This window comes from Caulobacter sp. HMWF025 (assembly GCF_003060965.1).
Classification (GTDB): domain Bacteria; phylum Pseudomonadota; class Alphaproteobacteria; order Caulobacterales; family Caulobacteraceae; genus Caulobacter.
This window is the reverse complement of the sequence record NZ_QAII01000149.1, coordinates 1-14,665: the sequence shown is the minus strand read 5'-3', so window position 1 is coordinate 14,665 and position 14,665 is coordinate 1. Positions and strand designations below refer to the sequence as shown.

Annotated in this window: 14 protein-coding genes; 8 read left to right on the top strand and 6 right to left on the bottom strand. The window is 67.5% G+C overall.

Going from position 1 to position 14,665, the window contains the following annotated elements; translation table 11 throughout:
• From DBR10_RS20170 to DBR10_RS15675, 4 genes are all read left to right on the top strand, one after another.
• On the top strand, positions 1-804 hold an 804-nt coding region (locus DBR10_RS20170; protein WP_233243441.1), incomplete at its 5' end, for a methyl-accepting chemotaxis protein.
• Entirely contained in the window at positions 804-1,292 is a 489-nt protein-coding gene (locus DBR10_RS15685; protein WP_177486221.1) for a chemotaxis protein CheW, read from the top strand. The genes DBR10_RS20170 and DBR10_RS15685, both read left to right, overlap by 1 nt.
• 57 nt (positions 1,293-1,349) lie before the next feature.
• On the top strand, positions 1,350-2,207 hold the full coding sequence (locus DBR10_RS15680) for a CheR family methyltransferase (protein WP_108490350.1): 858 nt from the start codon (positions 1,350-1,352) through the stop codon (positions 2,205-2,207).
• Between the two features lie 13 nt (positions 2,208-2,220).
• The gene (locus DBR10_RS15675) at positions 2,221-3,330 is read left to right on the top strand and encodes a protein-glutamate methylesterase/protein-glutamine glutaminase (protein ID WP_108506258.1); all 1,110 of its coding nucleotides are present in this window, start codon (positions 2,221-2,223) and stop codon (positions 3,328-3,330) included.
• A gap of 9 nt (positions 3,331-3,339) precedes the next feature.
• Here DBR10_RS15675 and DBR10_RS15670 read toward each other — a convergent pair whose 3' ends face one another.
• The 4 genes from DBR10_RS15670 to DBR10_RS15655 form a co-directional block, all read right to left on the bottom strand.
• A complete protein-coding gene (locus tag DBR10_RS15670; RefSeq protein ID WP_108490573.1) occupies positions 3,340-4,395 on the bottom strand; it encodes a sensor histidine kinase in 1,056 nt (351 codons plus the stop codon).
• 159 nt (positions 4,396-4,554) lie between these two features.
• Positions 4,555-6,306, bottom strand: a complete 1,752-nt coding sequence (locus tag DBR10_RS15665) for a helix-hairpin-helix domain-containing protein (RefSeq protein ID WP_108506255.1) — start codon at positions 6,304-6,306, stop codon at positions 4,555-4,557.
• A gap of 200 nt (positions 6,307-6,506) precedes the next feature.
• Positions 6,507-6,716 (bottom strand): hypothetical protein, encoded by a 210-nt coding sequence (locus DBR10_RS15660; RefSeq protein WP_108506256.1) that lies wholly within the window; start codon positions 6,714-6,716, stop codon positions 6,507-6,509.
• Between the two features lie 75 nt (positions 6,717-6,791).
• Complete coding sequence (locus DBR10_RS15655) at positions 6,792-7,106, bottom strand: hypothetical protein (RefSeq protein WP_108490144.1); 315 nt, start codon at positions 7,104-7,106, stop codon at positions 6,792-6,794.
• A 382-nt stretch (positions 7,107-7,488) separates the two neighbouring features.
• Here DBR10_RS15655 and DBR10_RS15650 point away from each other — a divergent pair, with 382 nt between their 5' ends.
• From DBR10_RS15650 to DBR10_RS15640, 3 genes are all read left to right on the top strand, one after another.
• Positions 7,489-8,553 (top strand): LLM class flavin-dependent oxidoreductase, encoded by a 1,065-nt coding sequence (locus tag DBR10_RS15650; RefSeq protein ID WP_108506257.1) that lies wholly within the window; start codon positions 7,489-7,491, stop codon positions 8,551-8,553.
• Positions 8,550-9,215, top strand: coding sequence for a cysteine hydrolase (locus DBR10_RS15645; RefSeq protein WP_108556495.1), 666 nt, complete (start codon positions 8,550-8,552; stop codon positions 9,213-9,215). The genes DBR10_RS15650 and DBR10_RS15645 overlap by 4 nt, the downstream gene beginning before the upstream one ends.
• A gap of 76 nt (positions 9,216-9,291) precedes the next feature.
• Positions 9,292-10,668: a DUF6880 family protein gene (locus DBR10_RS15640; RefSeq protein WP_108490625.1), complete on the top strand. Its 1,377-nt coding sequence runs from the start codon at positions 9,292-9,294 to the stop codon at positions 10,666-10,668.
• Positions 10,669-10,672: 4 nt separating this feature from the next.
• Here DBR10_RS15640 and DBR10_RS15635 read toward each other — a convergent pair whose 3' ends face one another.
• Entirely contained in the window at positions 10,673-11,824 is a 1,152-nt protein-coding gene (locus DBR10_RS15635) for an aldose epimerase family protein (RefSeq protein WP_108556494.1), read from the bottom strand.
• Positions 11,825-12,032: 208 nt separating this feature from the next.
• Between DBR10_RS15635 and DBR10_RS15630 the strand changes: the two genes are divergently transcribed.
• Positions 12,033-13,337, top strand: coding sequence for a DUF3422 domain-containing protein (locus DBR10_RS15630; RefSeq protein ID WP_108489954.1), 1,305 nt, complete (start codon positions 12,033-12,035; stop codon positions 13,335-13,337).
• Here DBR10_RS15630 and DBR10_RS15625 read toward each other — a convergent pair.
• Positions 13,334-14,665: aldehyde dehydrogenase (NADP(+)) (locus DBR10_RS15625; RefSeq protein ID WP_108556493.1), on the bottom strand; the 1,332-nt coding region annotated here is incomplete at its 5' end. The genes DBR10_RS15630 and DBR10_RS15625 overlap by 4 nt on opposite strands.

Here is a 14,665-nt window from a genome sequence, read left to right as displayed (position 1 = left end):
GCGTCATCGGCCGAGGAGCTGTCGGCCTCGATGGAAGAGATGACCGGCGCGATCAAGCAGAACGCCGACAACGCCGCCCAGACCGAGAAGATCGCCCGTCAGTCGGCCCAGGACGCCGAAATCTCTGGGGAAGCGGTCAATCGCGCGGTCGAGGCGATGCGGACGATCGCCGAAAAGATCACCATCGTCCAGGAGATCGCCCGCCAGACCGATCTGCTGGCCCTGAACGCGGCCGTGGAAGCGGCCCGGGCCGGCGAGCATGGCCGCGGCTTTGCGGTGGTCGCCTCCGAGGTGCGCAAGCTGGCCGAGCGCAGCCAGACCGCCGCCACCGAGATCGGCGCGGTCTCGACCGATACCGTCAAGGCCGCCCAGTCGGCCGGCCAGCTGCTGACCAGTCTGGTGCCCAACATCCGCCGGACCGCCGAACTGGTGGCCGAGATCAGCGCCGCCTGCCGCGAGCAGGATATCGGGGCCAGCCAGATCAACGAGGCGATCCAGCAGCTCGACAAGGTCACCCAGCAGAACGCCAGCGCTTCGGAACAGATGTCGGCGACCTCCGAGGAGCTGGCCTCCCAGGCCGAGGAACTGCAGACCTCGATCGCCTATTTCCGCACGGACATGCAGGGCGGGCCCGCGCCGCGCCCGGCCGCTCGACCGGCGGCCCGCAGACCTGCTGGGCGCAAGCCGGCCCCACCGTCGCGCCAGACTGTGGCGGCCCAACAGGCCCGGGCGAACGGCTTCGCCCTTGATCTGACCACCGGCGGTCCGGACGGCGAAGACGCCGACTTCCGGGAGTATGCGTGATGGCGTCGGCGGTCGAGAACCAGTTCGTTACCCTGGGCCTGGGCCAGGAGGTTTTCGCGGTTCCCGTAGCCTATGTGCGCGAGATCCTCGACTACGAGACCCCGTTCGCCCTTCCCGAGGGACCCGATTACCTCCTTGGACTGACGGATGTGCGGGGCCGGGGCACGCCGACCATCGACCTGCGCCTCAAGCTCGGCCTGCCGCGGATCGCCCCGACCATGACCACCCGGATTCTGGTCCTCGATGTACCGCTGGACGACCGGTTGCTCTCCCTGGGCCTGGTGGCGGATCGCGTCATCGAGGTCGCTGCTTTCGCGAACGAGCAGATCGAGCCGGCCCCCGACATCGGCGTTCCATGGCGATCGGAGTACATCCGGGGCGTGGTGCGTCGTGAGGCCCCGGCCGGGCAGGGGGGCTTCGTCGTGCTGTTCGATGTGCCGCGGCTGTTCACCAGCCAGGACACCCTGATCCTCAGCCAGGCCGCCTGATCCCCGACTCCTCCGGCGCCAGAACGCGCCCGTCTTCCTCCGGATGGAAAAGCCATCGTGTCGTCGCCCGCCGCCTTTCAGCTTCCCGGCCCTGTGGAGCCGCTCAGCCTCCGGAATTTCCAGAGGCTGGCGACCTTCATTCAGGACTACAGCGGCATCCGCATGCCGGACAACAAGCGCACCATGCTGGAAGGCCGGCTGCGCCGTCGGATGCGGCTCCACGCGATCGACGACGTCAATGACTACTGCCATTTCCTGTTCGATCAGGACGGCATGGCCTCGGAAGTCATTCACCTGATCGACGCGGTGACGACCAACAAGACCGAGTTTTTCCGCGAGCCGGCCCATTTCAGTTTCCTGATCGAGCAAGGCCTTGATGCCCTGGTTGCGGACGGCCGGCGCGAGCTGAAGATCTGGAGTTCAGCCTGCTCCACGGGGGCCGAGCCCTACACCATCGCCATGGTGATGGACGAGTTCTGCAAGGCCCGTAGGGGCCACGACTATTCGATCCTGTGTACCGACATCTGTACCGAGGTTCTGGCCCAGGCGATCGCCGGGCGCTTTCCCGAGCCCATGATCGAGCCGGTCTCCATGGCCCGGCGCAAGGCCTATGTGATGCGGTCCCGGGACGCCAAGCGGGCCGAGGTGCGGATCGTGCCGCAGCTGCGTCGCAAGCTCGCCTTCGCCCGCCTGAACCTGATGGATGACAGCTATCCGGTGGACCGGGACATGGACATCATCTTTTGCCGCAACATCCTGATCTATTTCGACAAACCGACCCAGGCCAGGGTGCTGCGCCGCCTCTGCGGCCATCTGCGGCCCGGCGGATACCTGTTTCTCGGGCACTCGGAATCGATTGTCGGCATCGATCTGCCTGTGGTCCAGATCGCCAATACCGTCTTCCAGAAGGGTTAGTGCCGTGCCCGTGATCAGCAAGAAAATCCGCGTTCTGATCATTGATGACTCGGCGACGGTCCGGCAGACCCTGGCCGCGGTGCTCGAGTCCGATCCGGAGATCGAGGTGATCGGCGTGGCCTCGGACCCGTTCGTCGCCGCCAGGCGCATCGCCGAGGAAGTTCCCGACGTCATCACCCTTGATGTCGAGATGCCGCGCATGGACGGCATCACCTTCCTGCGCAAGCTGATGGCCCAGAAGCCCATTCCCGTGGTGATGTGCTCGTCCCTGACCGAGGCCGGGTCCGAGACCCTGCTGCAGGCCCTCGAGGCCGGGGCCGTGGACATCGTGCTCAAGCCCAAGATGGGCGTGGCCGAGCATCTGATGGAGTCGCGGATCCGCATCTGTGATGCGGTGAAGGCCGCCGCCGGGGCCCGCATTGCAGGGGTTCGGCGCGCGCCGGCGGTCACGGCCGTCCGGTCCGGTCATGAGCCCGAGAAGAAGCTGACCGCCGACGCCATGCTGCCGCCTCCAGCCCTGCGGTCGGGCTCGGCGCAGGCGATGGCGCGGACGACCGAATCGATCATCTGCGTCGGGGCCTCGACCGGTGGCACCGAGGCCTTGCGGGTCTTTCTCGAAGGCCTACCGCCGGACTCTCCGGGGATCGTCATCGTCCAGCACATGCCGGAGAAGTTCACCGCCTCGTTCGCCAAACGTCTGGACTCGCTTTGTGCGGTCGAGGTCAAGGAGGCCGAGGACGGGGATACGGTGCGCCGGGGGCGGGTTCTGATCGCCCCGGGCAACAAGCACACCCTGCTGGAGCGCAGCGGGGCCCGCTACTATGTCTCGGTGAAGGACGGACCCCTGGTGTCGCGCCATCGGCCGTCGGTCGATGTGCTGTTCCGCTCGGCGGCACGCTCGGCCGGCAGCAATGCCGTGGGGGTCATCCTGACCGGCATGGGCGACGACGGCGCTCTGGGCCTCGACGAGATGAAGCAGGGCGGCGCCTATACAATCGCCCAGGACGAGGCCACTTCGGTGGTGTTCGGCATGCCCAAGGAAGCGATCGCCCGCGGCTGTGTCGACCGGGTCCTGCCGCTGCCGCTGATCGCGCAGGACGTCCTGCGCGCCGCCGCGCGATAGGCTGCGCGGTCAGACGGCCGCGACGTCCGGCAGGTGCGTCGGGCTGACATGGGTCACGGCCACAAAGGTGCCCGGATCACCGGCGGATACGGTGACCGTGCTCTTCAGCTGCAGGGCGAGGGCCTTGACGATGCTGGTCCCCAGGCCCGGCTGTGCGTCTTCCGCATTTTCGGGCATGCCGATACCGTCGTCCTGGACCTCAAGGGTCCAGCCTTGCCCCTGCTGGTGGTAGCGCACCTTGATCTGGCCCTTGCGTCCGTCCGGAAAGGCATGTTTGAGGCAGTTGATGACCAGTTCGGTGACCAGCAGGCCGAGGCTGATCGAGGTGTTGGCGTCCACCAGGCTGTCATCGACCTCGACCTTCAGGCTGATCAGGTCGTGGTCCTGGATCATCGAGGCGCCGATACTGTCGCACAGCTGGGCGAAATAGGGCTGAAGGGCCACATCGCCGATCTGCGAGGTGGCCAGCTGCTGCTGCAGGGCGGCCACCGACATGACCCGGTTGTGGGCGTCGCGCAGCTGGCCCCGGCTTTCCTCGGACTGGGCCTTGCGGGCGCTCTGCAGGATGACGCTGGCAATGATCTGCAGGCTGTTGGCCACGCGATGCTGGACCTCCTGCAGGGCAATGGCCTTGTCGTGGAGCAGGGCGTCCTTCAGCCGTTCCACGCCACGCGCCTTTGTGACGTCCGTGACAGTCAGCAGCAGGCGCAGGGGGGCTGCATCAAGGCCATAGTCCAGCTTCTGGGCATGCAGGACGAGGCTGCTGTGAGCGCCGGTCGGCCGGCTCAGTTCCATTTCATACGCATCGATCCGGGCAGCACCCGACGCTGTCGCCCGCAGGAGCGAGCCCAGCTGGGGCACCGCCCACTCGCCGTTACCCAGCTCGGACACCTTGCGTCCGACCACTTCGTTCAGAGGCAGGTTGAACGCCAGAAGGAACGAGTTGCTCACGGCAACCACGGCGAGCCCGGCATCCAGCAGCAGGGCTGCCGCCTGCGACGACTCGATCAGGGCAGAGGCCAGATCAGAAACGGCAGGCAGCGCGGAAACAGGTTCGCCGGCCATCGCGGGCCTTTCAGGTGCGCCAAGAGGCTCGCATTGCGAAAGCCATATCGGTCGTGCCGAGGCGTGGTCCATGATCCATGGCAGCGGTCACCTCTTCGGCAAGCCTATCACAGCCTTGGGTGGAAGGATGTGATTTAGCGCAAGTTGAGGTCAGACAGTTCAGAACAGGCCATCGTCCCCGTCCGGCTCCGGAGCGTGGTCACTGTGGCTGCCCGTCATCAGGTCCTCGGTCCAGGCCCGGTGGACCTCACGCTCCTGGGCCATGGTGTACTGCTTCAGCAGGCGGTCCATGATCGGACGCAAGGTCGGGGCGATATCGCCCACAGCAATGTCGCCGGAACCGACATCGACCAGCAGATCATTGGCCGCAGAGTCCAGAACCGAGCCGATCTGGCGGTGGAAATCGAAGCGATCGGCAGCGCGACGCAGCATGTCGACGATCTCCGCGCCTTGCCGGGCGACATGCTCGAGGTCCGTCTCGACACCGTCTCCGGCCTTGCGGATGCGGACCACGGCGCCGTCGAGGACGGAAGCGGCTGCGGCGCTACGGCCGCTCACGGCCTCACCGTCGCTACCCTGGCCCAGGGCGACCGCCGTTTCGGCCAGGCTCGCCAGCGCCGTCAGGGCTCCGGCCGCAGACTTCTCCAGATGGATGGAATGCTGGCGCAGTTCGACGGCAATCACGCCCAGTGGCTTGCCGGTATCGCCGATGCGGCTGCATTTCAGGGTGGTGTTCAGCGCCATCATCTGGACATCGGCCCGCATGTCCTGGATGCCGGCGATGCGCTCGGTCAGCTGACCGGCGGTGAGGGCGGCAGAGCGGCTGACCTCTTCAGCCGCCTGTTCGCCGGCCGTCATGTCGCCGACCAGGCCCAGGGCCTGGCTCACATGGCTGTCGAGACTGCGCAGGAAGCCGCCCTCGGCCCTGTCGTCCTGCCCGTAGGCCAGGTCGCGCAGGCGTAGCAGTTCCGAGGCGTCGGCGGCCATGCCGGAGATGTTCTGGGCGATCCGGGAGACGTCGCGGTGAAAGTCTTCCGAGGTCGCACCCAGCTGGGCCGACAGCAGGCGATGGACATAGGCCCGCAGACGGGTGGACTGGTCCGCCGAAAGCTCGGCCCTGGCCTGCGCCTCGGCCATGAAGGTCAGCCCGGCCTGGACATGTTCTATCCGCTGGCGGGTGATGTCGCCGATCTGCAGGGCGGCCAGGCCGCCGCCGACCTTCTTCTGGACGTCGCGCGCCACGGCGGCGACACGCGTGGCCATGCTGGCGATCTTGGCATGATGTTCGGAAATCGCCTGGGCGCTGGCCATCAGGGCATCCGGCACCGCCGGCAGCAGGGCCGTGCAGTTGCGTCCGAGGGCCTGCTCCTGGGCGAGGGCGGCGCGAAGCGTGGTCTCGAGGGCGACCAGGTCAGCATTGAAGGCATCGAGCTGGGTTCGCCCCATCTCGATGCAGTCATAGATTTCCTGGGCGAAGATTGCGAACTCGGGGCCGGCAGCCGCGATCCCGCCCGAGGTGATCTTGATGTTGATCGCAAAGACCCGAAGGTAGGCCAGGTGCTGGCGCATCTCTTCGATGTTGCCGGCCAGGCGCTCGCCGACGCTGACGAGCTCAAGGACCCGTTCGCGGCGCGCCTCCAGGCTGTCGGGCAGGCTGCGCAGGGTCTCCGCAGCCCCGGACAGGTCGCGGGTGGTGGCGCTGACGGTTTCGGTGTCGAGGGTCTGGCGGATGTGGTCCAGGGCCGCGATCAGGCCGCCGACCCCTTCAACGGCCCGCGACAGCACGTCGCCGGCCTCAAGGAACCGCCCCTCGATCGCCTGCCGGGCCGACTCGAGCCGGCTCGCCAGCCCCGATCCGGATGCGGAGGGTGCGATCTTGGCTGAAGCGGCCAGGGAGGATGCAAGAGCCATGAAGCCGCCAAATGATTTCTATCCGGCCAGTCTGGCGTACGATGTGCGAAGGTCCGGTAAAGACTTTGTCTTTTCAGGCCGCTGCAATGGGGCGGCCGGTCGCGCAGTCAGGATCCTGGCCGGCGCTCGGCCGACTTTGTGCCGGCCCACCTGGAGCGTGATCCGGCAGGCGAGAGGCGGTGACCGGATCGGTATGGGCTCTAGAAGCGCCGCTGACGGATCCGGTTCAGGGATTCCATGGCCCCGGCGGCGAACAGGCCGGATCGCCAGGCCGCTTCCCGGTCGGTGTCCTGGCCGTGGGCGCGCGGTTCGCCCTGCAGGTCGTAGACAGCCCAGGCCCAGTAGCGATCATGGGGCGTCAGCATCACCGCATAGGTGCCCTGCGACTGCTGGATGTCCAACCCGGCCATGGCCACTGTCCCCCTTCGACACGTCCTGCCGGACCGGCCGCAAGGTCCGGGCCAGTCGTCGCGGTCGCCAGGTCCTTACTGCAGGCGCGTGATCGGCGTGATGCGGTCGTCAAGGTCGAGGATCGTACGGCGCTCTACGGCGGCTTTTACGGCCTCGGCGCTGCGGCGCGCTTCCTGGACGGCGACATGGGCATCGTACTCGGCCACCTTCTGGGCCATCAGGGCCGCGACCTCGCGCAGAAGCCGGTAGCTCATCACGATGCGGAAGGCTTCTTCCACCTTGATGCCGCCACCCTCGACCGCGCCGGACGGAGCCCCGAAGCAGATCATAGTCGTGTCAGGACCATTGATGACGTTGACGCGACTGATAAACGCGGGACTCAGGGCCATGTTCGTGTCCTCTTGATGCTCCCCCGATGAGACAATATGCCGCAAGTCATGAACAAGGTCTTTGAATTCGAACTTTTCGGAAACTTGACCTTGTTGATCGTTTTCCGAAAAACACTCAAAGTTATCGGGTCAATGGCAGGGTTGGCGGTAGAAATAGTCATTTCTGCTGTATTGAAAAGCAGATTCCGTGAGGGTTCTCACAGGGCCCTTGATTTCGGGCGCGACGCGGGCCTCATCGGGGCGAAGCCGATCATCCAGCCGCCTGTCGCCTCTTCAAGGTGGCCGCGGTTCCGGCGTCGGGCCGGCGACCGGTGGAGGCGTTCGTGACCGTCTCGGCGCCCGCGCCCGGCATGCTACAAGATGCTGTGTGAGGGAGACCGCCATGTTTCACAGCCCGTCCAGGCACAAGGATTTCGGCGTCTTCATGCCGATGGCCAACGGCGGCTGGATCATCTCCAGAAACACGCCGACCCTCGATGGCCTCTATCCGCAGAACCGGGCCGCTGCCGTTCTCGCTGATCAGTTGGGTCTCGACTTCCTGATGGCCATGGGCAAGTTTCGGGGCTTTGGCGGCGACACCAACCACTGGGGCGTGACGCTGGAGTCCGTGACGATGATGGCCGCCCTGGCTGAGGCGACCCAGAGTATCCGCATCTGGGCGACCATCCATCCGATGCTGCAGAACCCGGCGGTGGCCGCCAAGATGATCACGACCCTCGACCACATCAGTGGGGGTCGGGCGGGGCTGAACATCGTGGCCGGAGCCTACAAGGGCGAGTTCGAGCAGATGGGGGCCTGGGACGACCGTCTCGACCACGACGGCCGCTATCGCCTGACCGAGGAGTGGACCTCGATCGTCAAGCGCCTGTGGACCGAGGACAGCGTAGACCATGCCGGCGAGTTCTTCACCATGCAGGCCTGTCAGTCCCTGCCCAAGCCGCTCAGCAAGCCGAGGCCCAGCATCATCTGCGCGGGCATGTCGGAACGCGGCTTCCAGTTCTCGGTGCGCGAGGCCGACGCGGTCTTCATCGGCGGCCGGACCCCCGCAGAACGCCGCGATGCCAGCCTGAGGGCCAAGGCTGCGGCCGAGCGGCTCGGCACGACGATCCGCACCTATGCCATGTGCACCATTGTCCACGGCGAGACCGATGCCGCCGCCGAGGCGACGGCCCGGCGCTTTGACGAAGGGGCTGACATCGAGGCCATCATCGCCATGCTGCAGAGCTGGGGCATGGGCGACGGCGACCTGCGGGCCAAGGCCCTGTCGACCGGGGCCTTCATGACCCAGACCGCCATCGGCTCGCCGGCGACCTGCGCCGAAAAGGTCCAGGCCTTTGTCGATGACGCCGAACTCGACGGCCTGATGCTGATCTTTCCGGACTATGTGGAGGGGTTGACCATGTTTGGAGCCGAGATCCTGCCGGGGCTGCGGTCGGTGTATTCGTGAGTGTCCTGACGTCTTCGACCTCCGGCCCTGATGGGCTCGCCGCCTGGATCGCGCCGGGCCGGACCGCTGTCCTGGTCATCGACATGCAGGTGGACTTCGCCGCGCCCCACGGCGTGCTGGGCCGGTTTGGCGTCGACATGGGCGTGCTCGAGCCGGCCCTGGCAGCGGCTGAGCGTCTGGTCGCCTGTGCCCGCGAGGCCGGTGTGCCGGTGATCTTTGCGGGCCTGTTCACGACGCCGGCATCAGACCCGCCGGTCTGGGCCGAGCGCCTGCGCCGGCGTGGCGGCGATCCCGACAGCGATGCTGCCCTGTGCCGGGCCGGAACCCCGGGGGCCGACTTCTACGGCCCGCTGCCGCTTGAGGGCGAAAGGGTCATCGAGAAGACCCGCTACAGCGGCTTTTGGGGCACCGATCTTGATGCCCGGTTGAAGGGCCTGGGTGTCGACACCCTGGTGGTGGCCGGCGTGACGACCGAGTGCTGCGTCGACAGCACGGTGCGCGATGCCTTCAATCTCGACTATCACGTCTTTGTCGTCGCCGACGCCTGCGCCGCCTATGAGGCCGACCTGCACGCCGCGTCGCTGAAAGCGATGGCGCTCAACAGCGCGATCCTGACCGACACAGCGGCCGTGGCTTCGGCCTGGCAGGGGAGCGGCAGCTGAATCGACCGAATCTCTGGGCGGCCTTGAGTCTCTGGTTTAGGACGCTTCGCAGGCGGATCGATCGGGAGCACGGGCATTGGCCGAAGCGGGCAAGGTGAAGGTCGTCAAGCGCGCCGCGCCGCGCAAGACCGTCAATGCCGCAAACCTTGCGCTGCTCGGGCCCGAGCGGCTGGCGGCCCTGCTGATCGAGGTCGCCGACGGTCAGGCCGGCATCAAGCGTCGCCTCAAGCTGGCCCTGGCCGGCGAGGTCGGGGCGGCTGATCTGGCGGTCGAGATCGACAAGCGCGTTGAGGCCATCGGCGACAGCCGGGCCCGGATAAACTGGCGGAAATACAAGGAGTTTGTGCGCGATCTCGACGCCCATCGAGTCGCGGCCGGCGAGCAACTGGGCGAGATGGACCCGGCTCTGGCCATCGGCTCCCTGACCCGGATCGTCATGCTGTCCGAGGCCCTGGAAGGGCGGATCAACGACACCAAGGCTGAGGTCGCCGACGTGTTCGAAGCGGCGATCGCCGATGTCGCGCGCCTGGCACCCGAGGCCACAAAGATCGACAGCCGGGGCCTGGGCGAGACCCTGCTGTCCTTCCTGCTGAACGCTTCGTCGCGGCTGTCGGTGGAGCTGTTGCGCGCGGCGGCCCCGGCCCTGGACCCCGCCACGGTCGCGGACCTGCGAACCCGCATGGGCAAGCGTCTGGCTGACCAGAAGCGTCCCGATCCGCGCCTGCGGGCCGCAGCCCAGGTCCTTGCCGACCTGCAGGGCGACGTCGACGGCTTTCTGGCCCTGGTGCCGGCTTCGCAACGGGTTCTGCCGCCCGTCGGGGCCCAGATCGCGCGACGGCTGCTGGCGGCCGGTCGCATCCCGGAGGCTATCGCCGCCCTGGAAGACTCGGCCCCGGCCGAGACCGAGCGGGCAGGGTCGCTGACCGTCGAATGGGACGAGGCCCGCATCGCCGTCCTCGAGGCCGCCGGAGACGAGACCGGGGCCCAGTTTGCCCGCTGGGCCAGCTTCAAGACCACCCTGTCGCCGGACATGCTGCGGGCCTTCGTCAAGCGGCTGCCCGATTTCGAGGATGTCGAGGCCGAGGACCAGGCCCTGGCCTATGCCCTGGCTTTTCCGGACCCGCACCGGGCCCTGGCCTTCCTGACGGCCTGGCCTTCAGCCGAGTATGCGGCCCGGCTGGTGGCCAAGCGCGGGCCTGCGCTGCACGGCGACCGCCCCGAGGTGCTGGAGCCGGCCGCGCGCCTTCTGGAGCACCGCCATCCGGTGGCCGCGACCATCCTGCTGCGCAGCATGATCGATGATGTCGTTCGCCACGGCCGCACCGAACGCTATGCGGCCGCGCGGACCCATCTGCTGGAAGCGGAATCGTTGGTTCCCTCACTTCCTGCCGACGCGCCGTTCGAGGACCACGAGACCTATCGCCGGCGCATCGCCGCCTACCGACGGCTGTAGGGCCCTACTTCCCGACCGTCGTCAGTCGGAATACCATCATGTTGCGATAGGTCTGGCCCGGGTCCAGCGGCACAGGGGCAAAGTTCGGCTTGTTCGGCGCATCGGGGAAATGCTGTGGCTCCAGCGCGATCCCGTCGCCCTGGCGATAGATCTTGCCGCTCTTGCCCACCGTCGTGCCGTCCATGAAGTTGCCGGCATAGAACTGGATGCCCGGCTGTTCGCTGAGGATTTCCAGCGTCCGGCCGCTCTTCGGATCGGTCAGTCGGGCCGCGAGGCGCAGGGCACCGCCCGAGGCACCGTTCAGGACGTAGTTGTGATCATAGCCGCGCCCGACGACGATCTGCGGATCGGACGCGTCGCGGATGCGATCACCCACGGCGGTCGGCTTACGGAAATCGAAGACCGTGCCGGCCACCGGCGTCGTGGCACCGGTCGGGATCAGTTCGGCGTCGACGGGGGTATAGCCGTCGGCGGGGAGGGTCAGCACATTGCCCATCGCCCCCTCGGGCGCGCCTTCGCCGGCCATGTTGAACAGGGCGTGGTTGGTGATGTTGACGATGGTCGGCTTGTCGGTCGTGGCACCATAGGTGATCGTCAGCTGGTTCTGTTCATCCAGCGCATAGGTGGCGGTGGCGGTCAGGGTTCCGGGATAGCCTTCTTCGCCGTCGGGGCTGACATGGCCCAGGGTCACCGAAGCGACAGGGCCCTTTTTGACGTCCAGGACCTTCCAGACCACCTTGTCGAAGCCCTTGGTCCCGCCGTGCAGGGCCGCGACGCCGTTATTGTTCAGGGCCAGCTGGTAGGTCTTGCCGTCCAGGGTGAAGCGGCCCTTGCCGATGCGGTTGGCGAACCGGCCGACCGAGGCCCCGAAATAGCTGGCGGTCTTCACATAGGTCTGGGCGTCGCCGAAGCCGAGCGCGATGTCGGCGGTCTTGCCATTGCGGTCGGGGGCGACCAGGGCCTGCAGCGTCGCGCCATAGGTGATGACGGTCGCGCTGACACCATGGCCGTTGGTCAGGGTAATGGCCTCAACCGCCTCGCCCGAGGGAGTCTGGCCGAAGGGCGCGCGGCTATAGTCAGCGGCACAGGCCACGGCCGGCAGGACCAGGGCCGTCGTCAGTACGGCGGCTGCCCAAGGGGCTCCACGACGCTTCATGCTGTTTCCTCAACCTTTGCGCCGGATGGGAGCCGTGGGGGCAATGGCGCTTTTGTGGGACTATACTCAGACAAATAGGCCGGATGCAATCGAGGCCATCGAAATCATTCGACGTGAATTGTTACCGCTATCACATGGTGTTCTTCGGGTTGGACTATAGGATTTACGATGGCGGTCGGAGCCTTCGATGACCGGGCGGGAGTGAACCATGCGGGACGAGTCGGGATCGGTGATCAACCATCCGCTACGGGTCGCCCTGAGCGATCTGATGCACCTGCGGTCCATGCCGCTCGACACGGCCCCCGTGCGGTTGCGGCAATGGCTGATGCTGGTCGCGCCAGGGGAACGGGCTGCGGAGGAAGCGCTGCTGACCGGCCTGCACCCCGACGGGCGCGCGGCCATCGGGGCCGGCCGGTTGCTGGTCCTGGAGGGAAAGGCCGGCTGGCTCTGGGAGCGTCATCAGGAGTTTTCCACCTGGACGGCTTTCGAGCACGGCCCGCTTGGTGAAGACCTGGGTTTCGACGCCGCAGCCTGGGATCGGCTGCCCTGGCGGGACCGGGCTCCCGGCGCGTTGTTCCGCGGCGTCGAGATTTCGGTGTCGGACGGGTCGGGGACGGATCTGGACCTGAGTCGGATCGGTCGATGCATCGACCTGTCGCGCTGTGTGAGTTGTGAGGTCTTCGACGGGGCGGCGCGGATCTGGACGGATTTCCGCCTGGGCGACGGCGGGGCCGGCCGGATCCACGTGCACAATCGCAGCCTCGCCCATGACGAGGTTTCGCGCCTGGTCCAGACCCTTCTGGAGATCGGCAACTACCGCAAGCTGGCCCTGCTCGGCTTTCCGCCCGCGCGCGATCTGCTGGGCTGGCTGGACGGTGCCGAGGCCCGGCTGGCGGCCATCACCGGCGATCTCGCGGCCACGGGTGGCGACAGCCAGGCGGTCCTGGACCACCTGCTGGCCCTGTCCGCTGAAGTCGAGCTTCGGGCTGCGCGGGCGCGCTTCCGGCAAGGGGCAACGGAATCCTATCATCGCCTGACGCTTGACCGGCTGGAGGCGCTCAGGGAGACCCGGGTCACGGGTCATTCCACCATGCGGGAGTTCATCGCGCGCCGGCTGCTGCCGGCCATGCGGACCTGTGAGGCGGCGGACCGGCGGCTGGATGACCTGTCGATCCGCATCGGGCGGTCCAGCGATCTGTTGCGGGCCAAGCTGGGCATGGCCCTGGATCACCAGAACCAGGCCCTGCTGCACGGCATGAACGAACGTATCGCGCTGCAGACCAAACTGCAGGGCCTGGTCGAGGGTCTGTCGGTCTTTGCGGTCAGCTACTATGTGGTCGGACTATCCGGCTACCTGCTCAAGCCGTGGCTGCATGGACGACCCGGAGTCGCCGAGGCGATCCTGTCCCTGCTGGTGCCGACGGTGCTGGCCGGCGTCGCCGTCGGCCTGCACCGTCGCAAGAAGCATCTGGTCGGAGACCCGCCGGCATCAAGGACCGGAGACGGTTCCTAGCCCGGCAGGACCCCATCCAGCGCCCGGGCGATGCCCAGGGGGTTTGCGGCCTGCAGGGCCGGGGGCAGCAGCAGGTCGGGAATGTCCTGGTAGCAGACCGGCCGCAGGAAGCGCTCGATGGCGCGGGTGCCCACCGAGGTGCTGCGCGGATCGGAGGTCGCCGGGAACGGTCCGCCGTGGACCATGGCACTGGAGACCTCGACCCCGGTCGGCCAGCCATTGGCCAGGATGCGGCCGGCCTTGCGCTCGAGGACCGGCAGCAGGCCGCGGGCCAGGTCGGCGTCCCCGGCGTCCATGTGCAGGGTGGCGGTCAGCTGGCCTTCAAGGCGCTCGAGAAGCGTGGCGAGCATTGCGAAATCCGGAACGCGAACGATCAGGGATGACGAGCCGAACACCTCGTGACCCAGGACGTCGTCGGCCAGGAAGGTGGCCGCGTCGACCTCGAACAGGGCTCCGACCGCCTGGTTGACGCCGTCACCGACGCAGCCCCGGGCCAGCAGCTTGACGCCGTCGCGGCCGGTCAGCCGGCCGACGCCCTGCTCAAAGGCTCCGAAGATCCCCGGCGTCAGCATGACATGCGGTTGGGCGGCGGTCAGGGCGGTCACTGCGGCGGCGGTAAAGCGCTCGAGGTCTGGCCCTTCGAGGGCAAAGACCAGGCCGGGATTGGTACAGAACTGGCCGGCCCCCAGGGTCAGGGAGCCGATGAAGGCCGTGCCGAGGGCTTCGGCGCGGGCAGCCAGGGCCGCCGGCATCAGCAGGACCGGATTGATGCTGCTCATCTCGGCAAAGACCGGGATCGGCTCGGGGCGCTCGGCGGCGATGCGCATCAGCGCCAGGCCTCCGGCCCGGGAGCCGGTGAACCCGACCGCCTTGATGCGCGGGTCACGAACCAGGGCACCACCCAGCTCATGCGACTGACCGGTCAGCAGGGCGAAGACGCCTTCGGGCAGACCGCAGGCTGCGACCGCCCGGCTGACCGCCGCGCCGACCAGCGCACCGGTATTGGGGTGGGCCGGATGGCCTTTGACGATGACCGGGCAGCCAGCCGCGAGGACCGAGGCCGTGTCGCCGCCGGCCGTTGAGAAGGCCAGCGGGAAGTTGCTGGCCCCGAACACGGCGACCGGGCCGAGCGCGATGAAGCGCTGGCGCAGGTCGGCGCGGGGCAGGGGCTTGCGCTCGGGCAGGGCGGGATCGATGCGGGCCCCGATCCAGTCGCCGCGCCGCACGACCTGGGCGAACAGGCGGAGCTGGCCGGTCGTCCGGCCGCGCTCGCCTTCCAGGCGGGCCCGGGGAAGGCCGCTCTCGGCCATGGCCGTCTCGATCAGGAC

Coding starts and splice junctions, on each gene's coding strand:
- DBR10_RS15685 (WP_177486221.1), top strand. CDS start 804: ATGGCGTCGGCGGTCGAGAACCAGTTCGTTACCCTGGGCCTGGGCCAG.
- DBR10_RS15670 (WP_108490573.1), bottom strand. CDS start 4,395: ATGGCCGGCGAACCTGTTTCCGCGCTGCCTGCCGTTTCTGATCTGGCC.
- DBR10_RS15665 (WP_108506255.1), bottom strand. CDS start 6,306: ATGGCTCTTGCATCCTCCCTGGCCGCTTCAGCCAAGATCGCACCCTCC.
- DBR10_RS15660 (WP_108506256.1), bottom strand. CDS start 6,716: ATGGCCGGGTTGGACATCCAGCAGTCGCAGGGCACCTATGCGGTGATG.
- DBR10_RS15655 (WP_108490144.1), bottom strand. CDS start 7,106: ATGGCCCTGAGTCCCGCGTTTATCAGTCGCGTCAACGTCATCAATGGT.
- DBR10_RS15650 (WP_108506257.1), top strand. CDS start 7,489: ATGTTTCACAGCCCGTCCAGGCACAAGGATTTCGGCGTCTTCATGCCG.
- DBR10_RS15635 (WP_108556494.1), bottom strand. CDS start 11,824: ATGAAGCGTCGTGGAGCCCCTTGGGCAGCCGCCGTACTGACGACGGCC.
- DBR10_RS15630 (WP_108489954.1), top strand. CDS start 12,033: ATGCGGGACGAGTCGGGATCGGTGATCAACCATCCGCTACGGGTCGCC.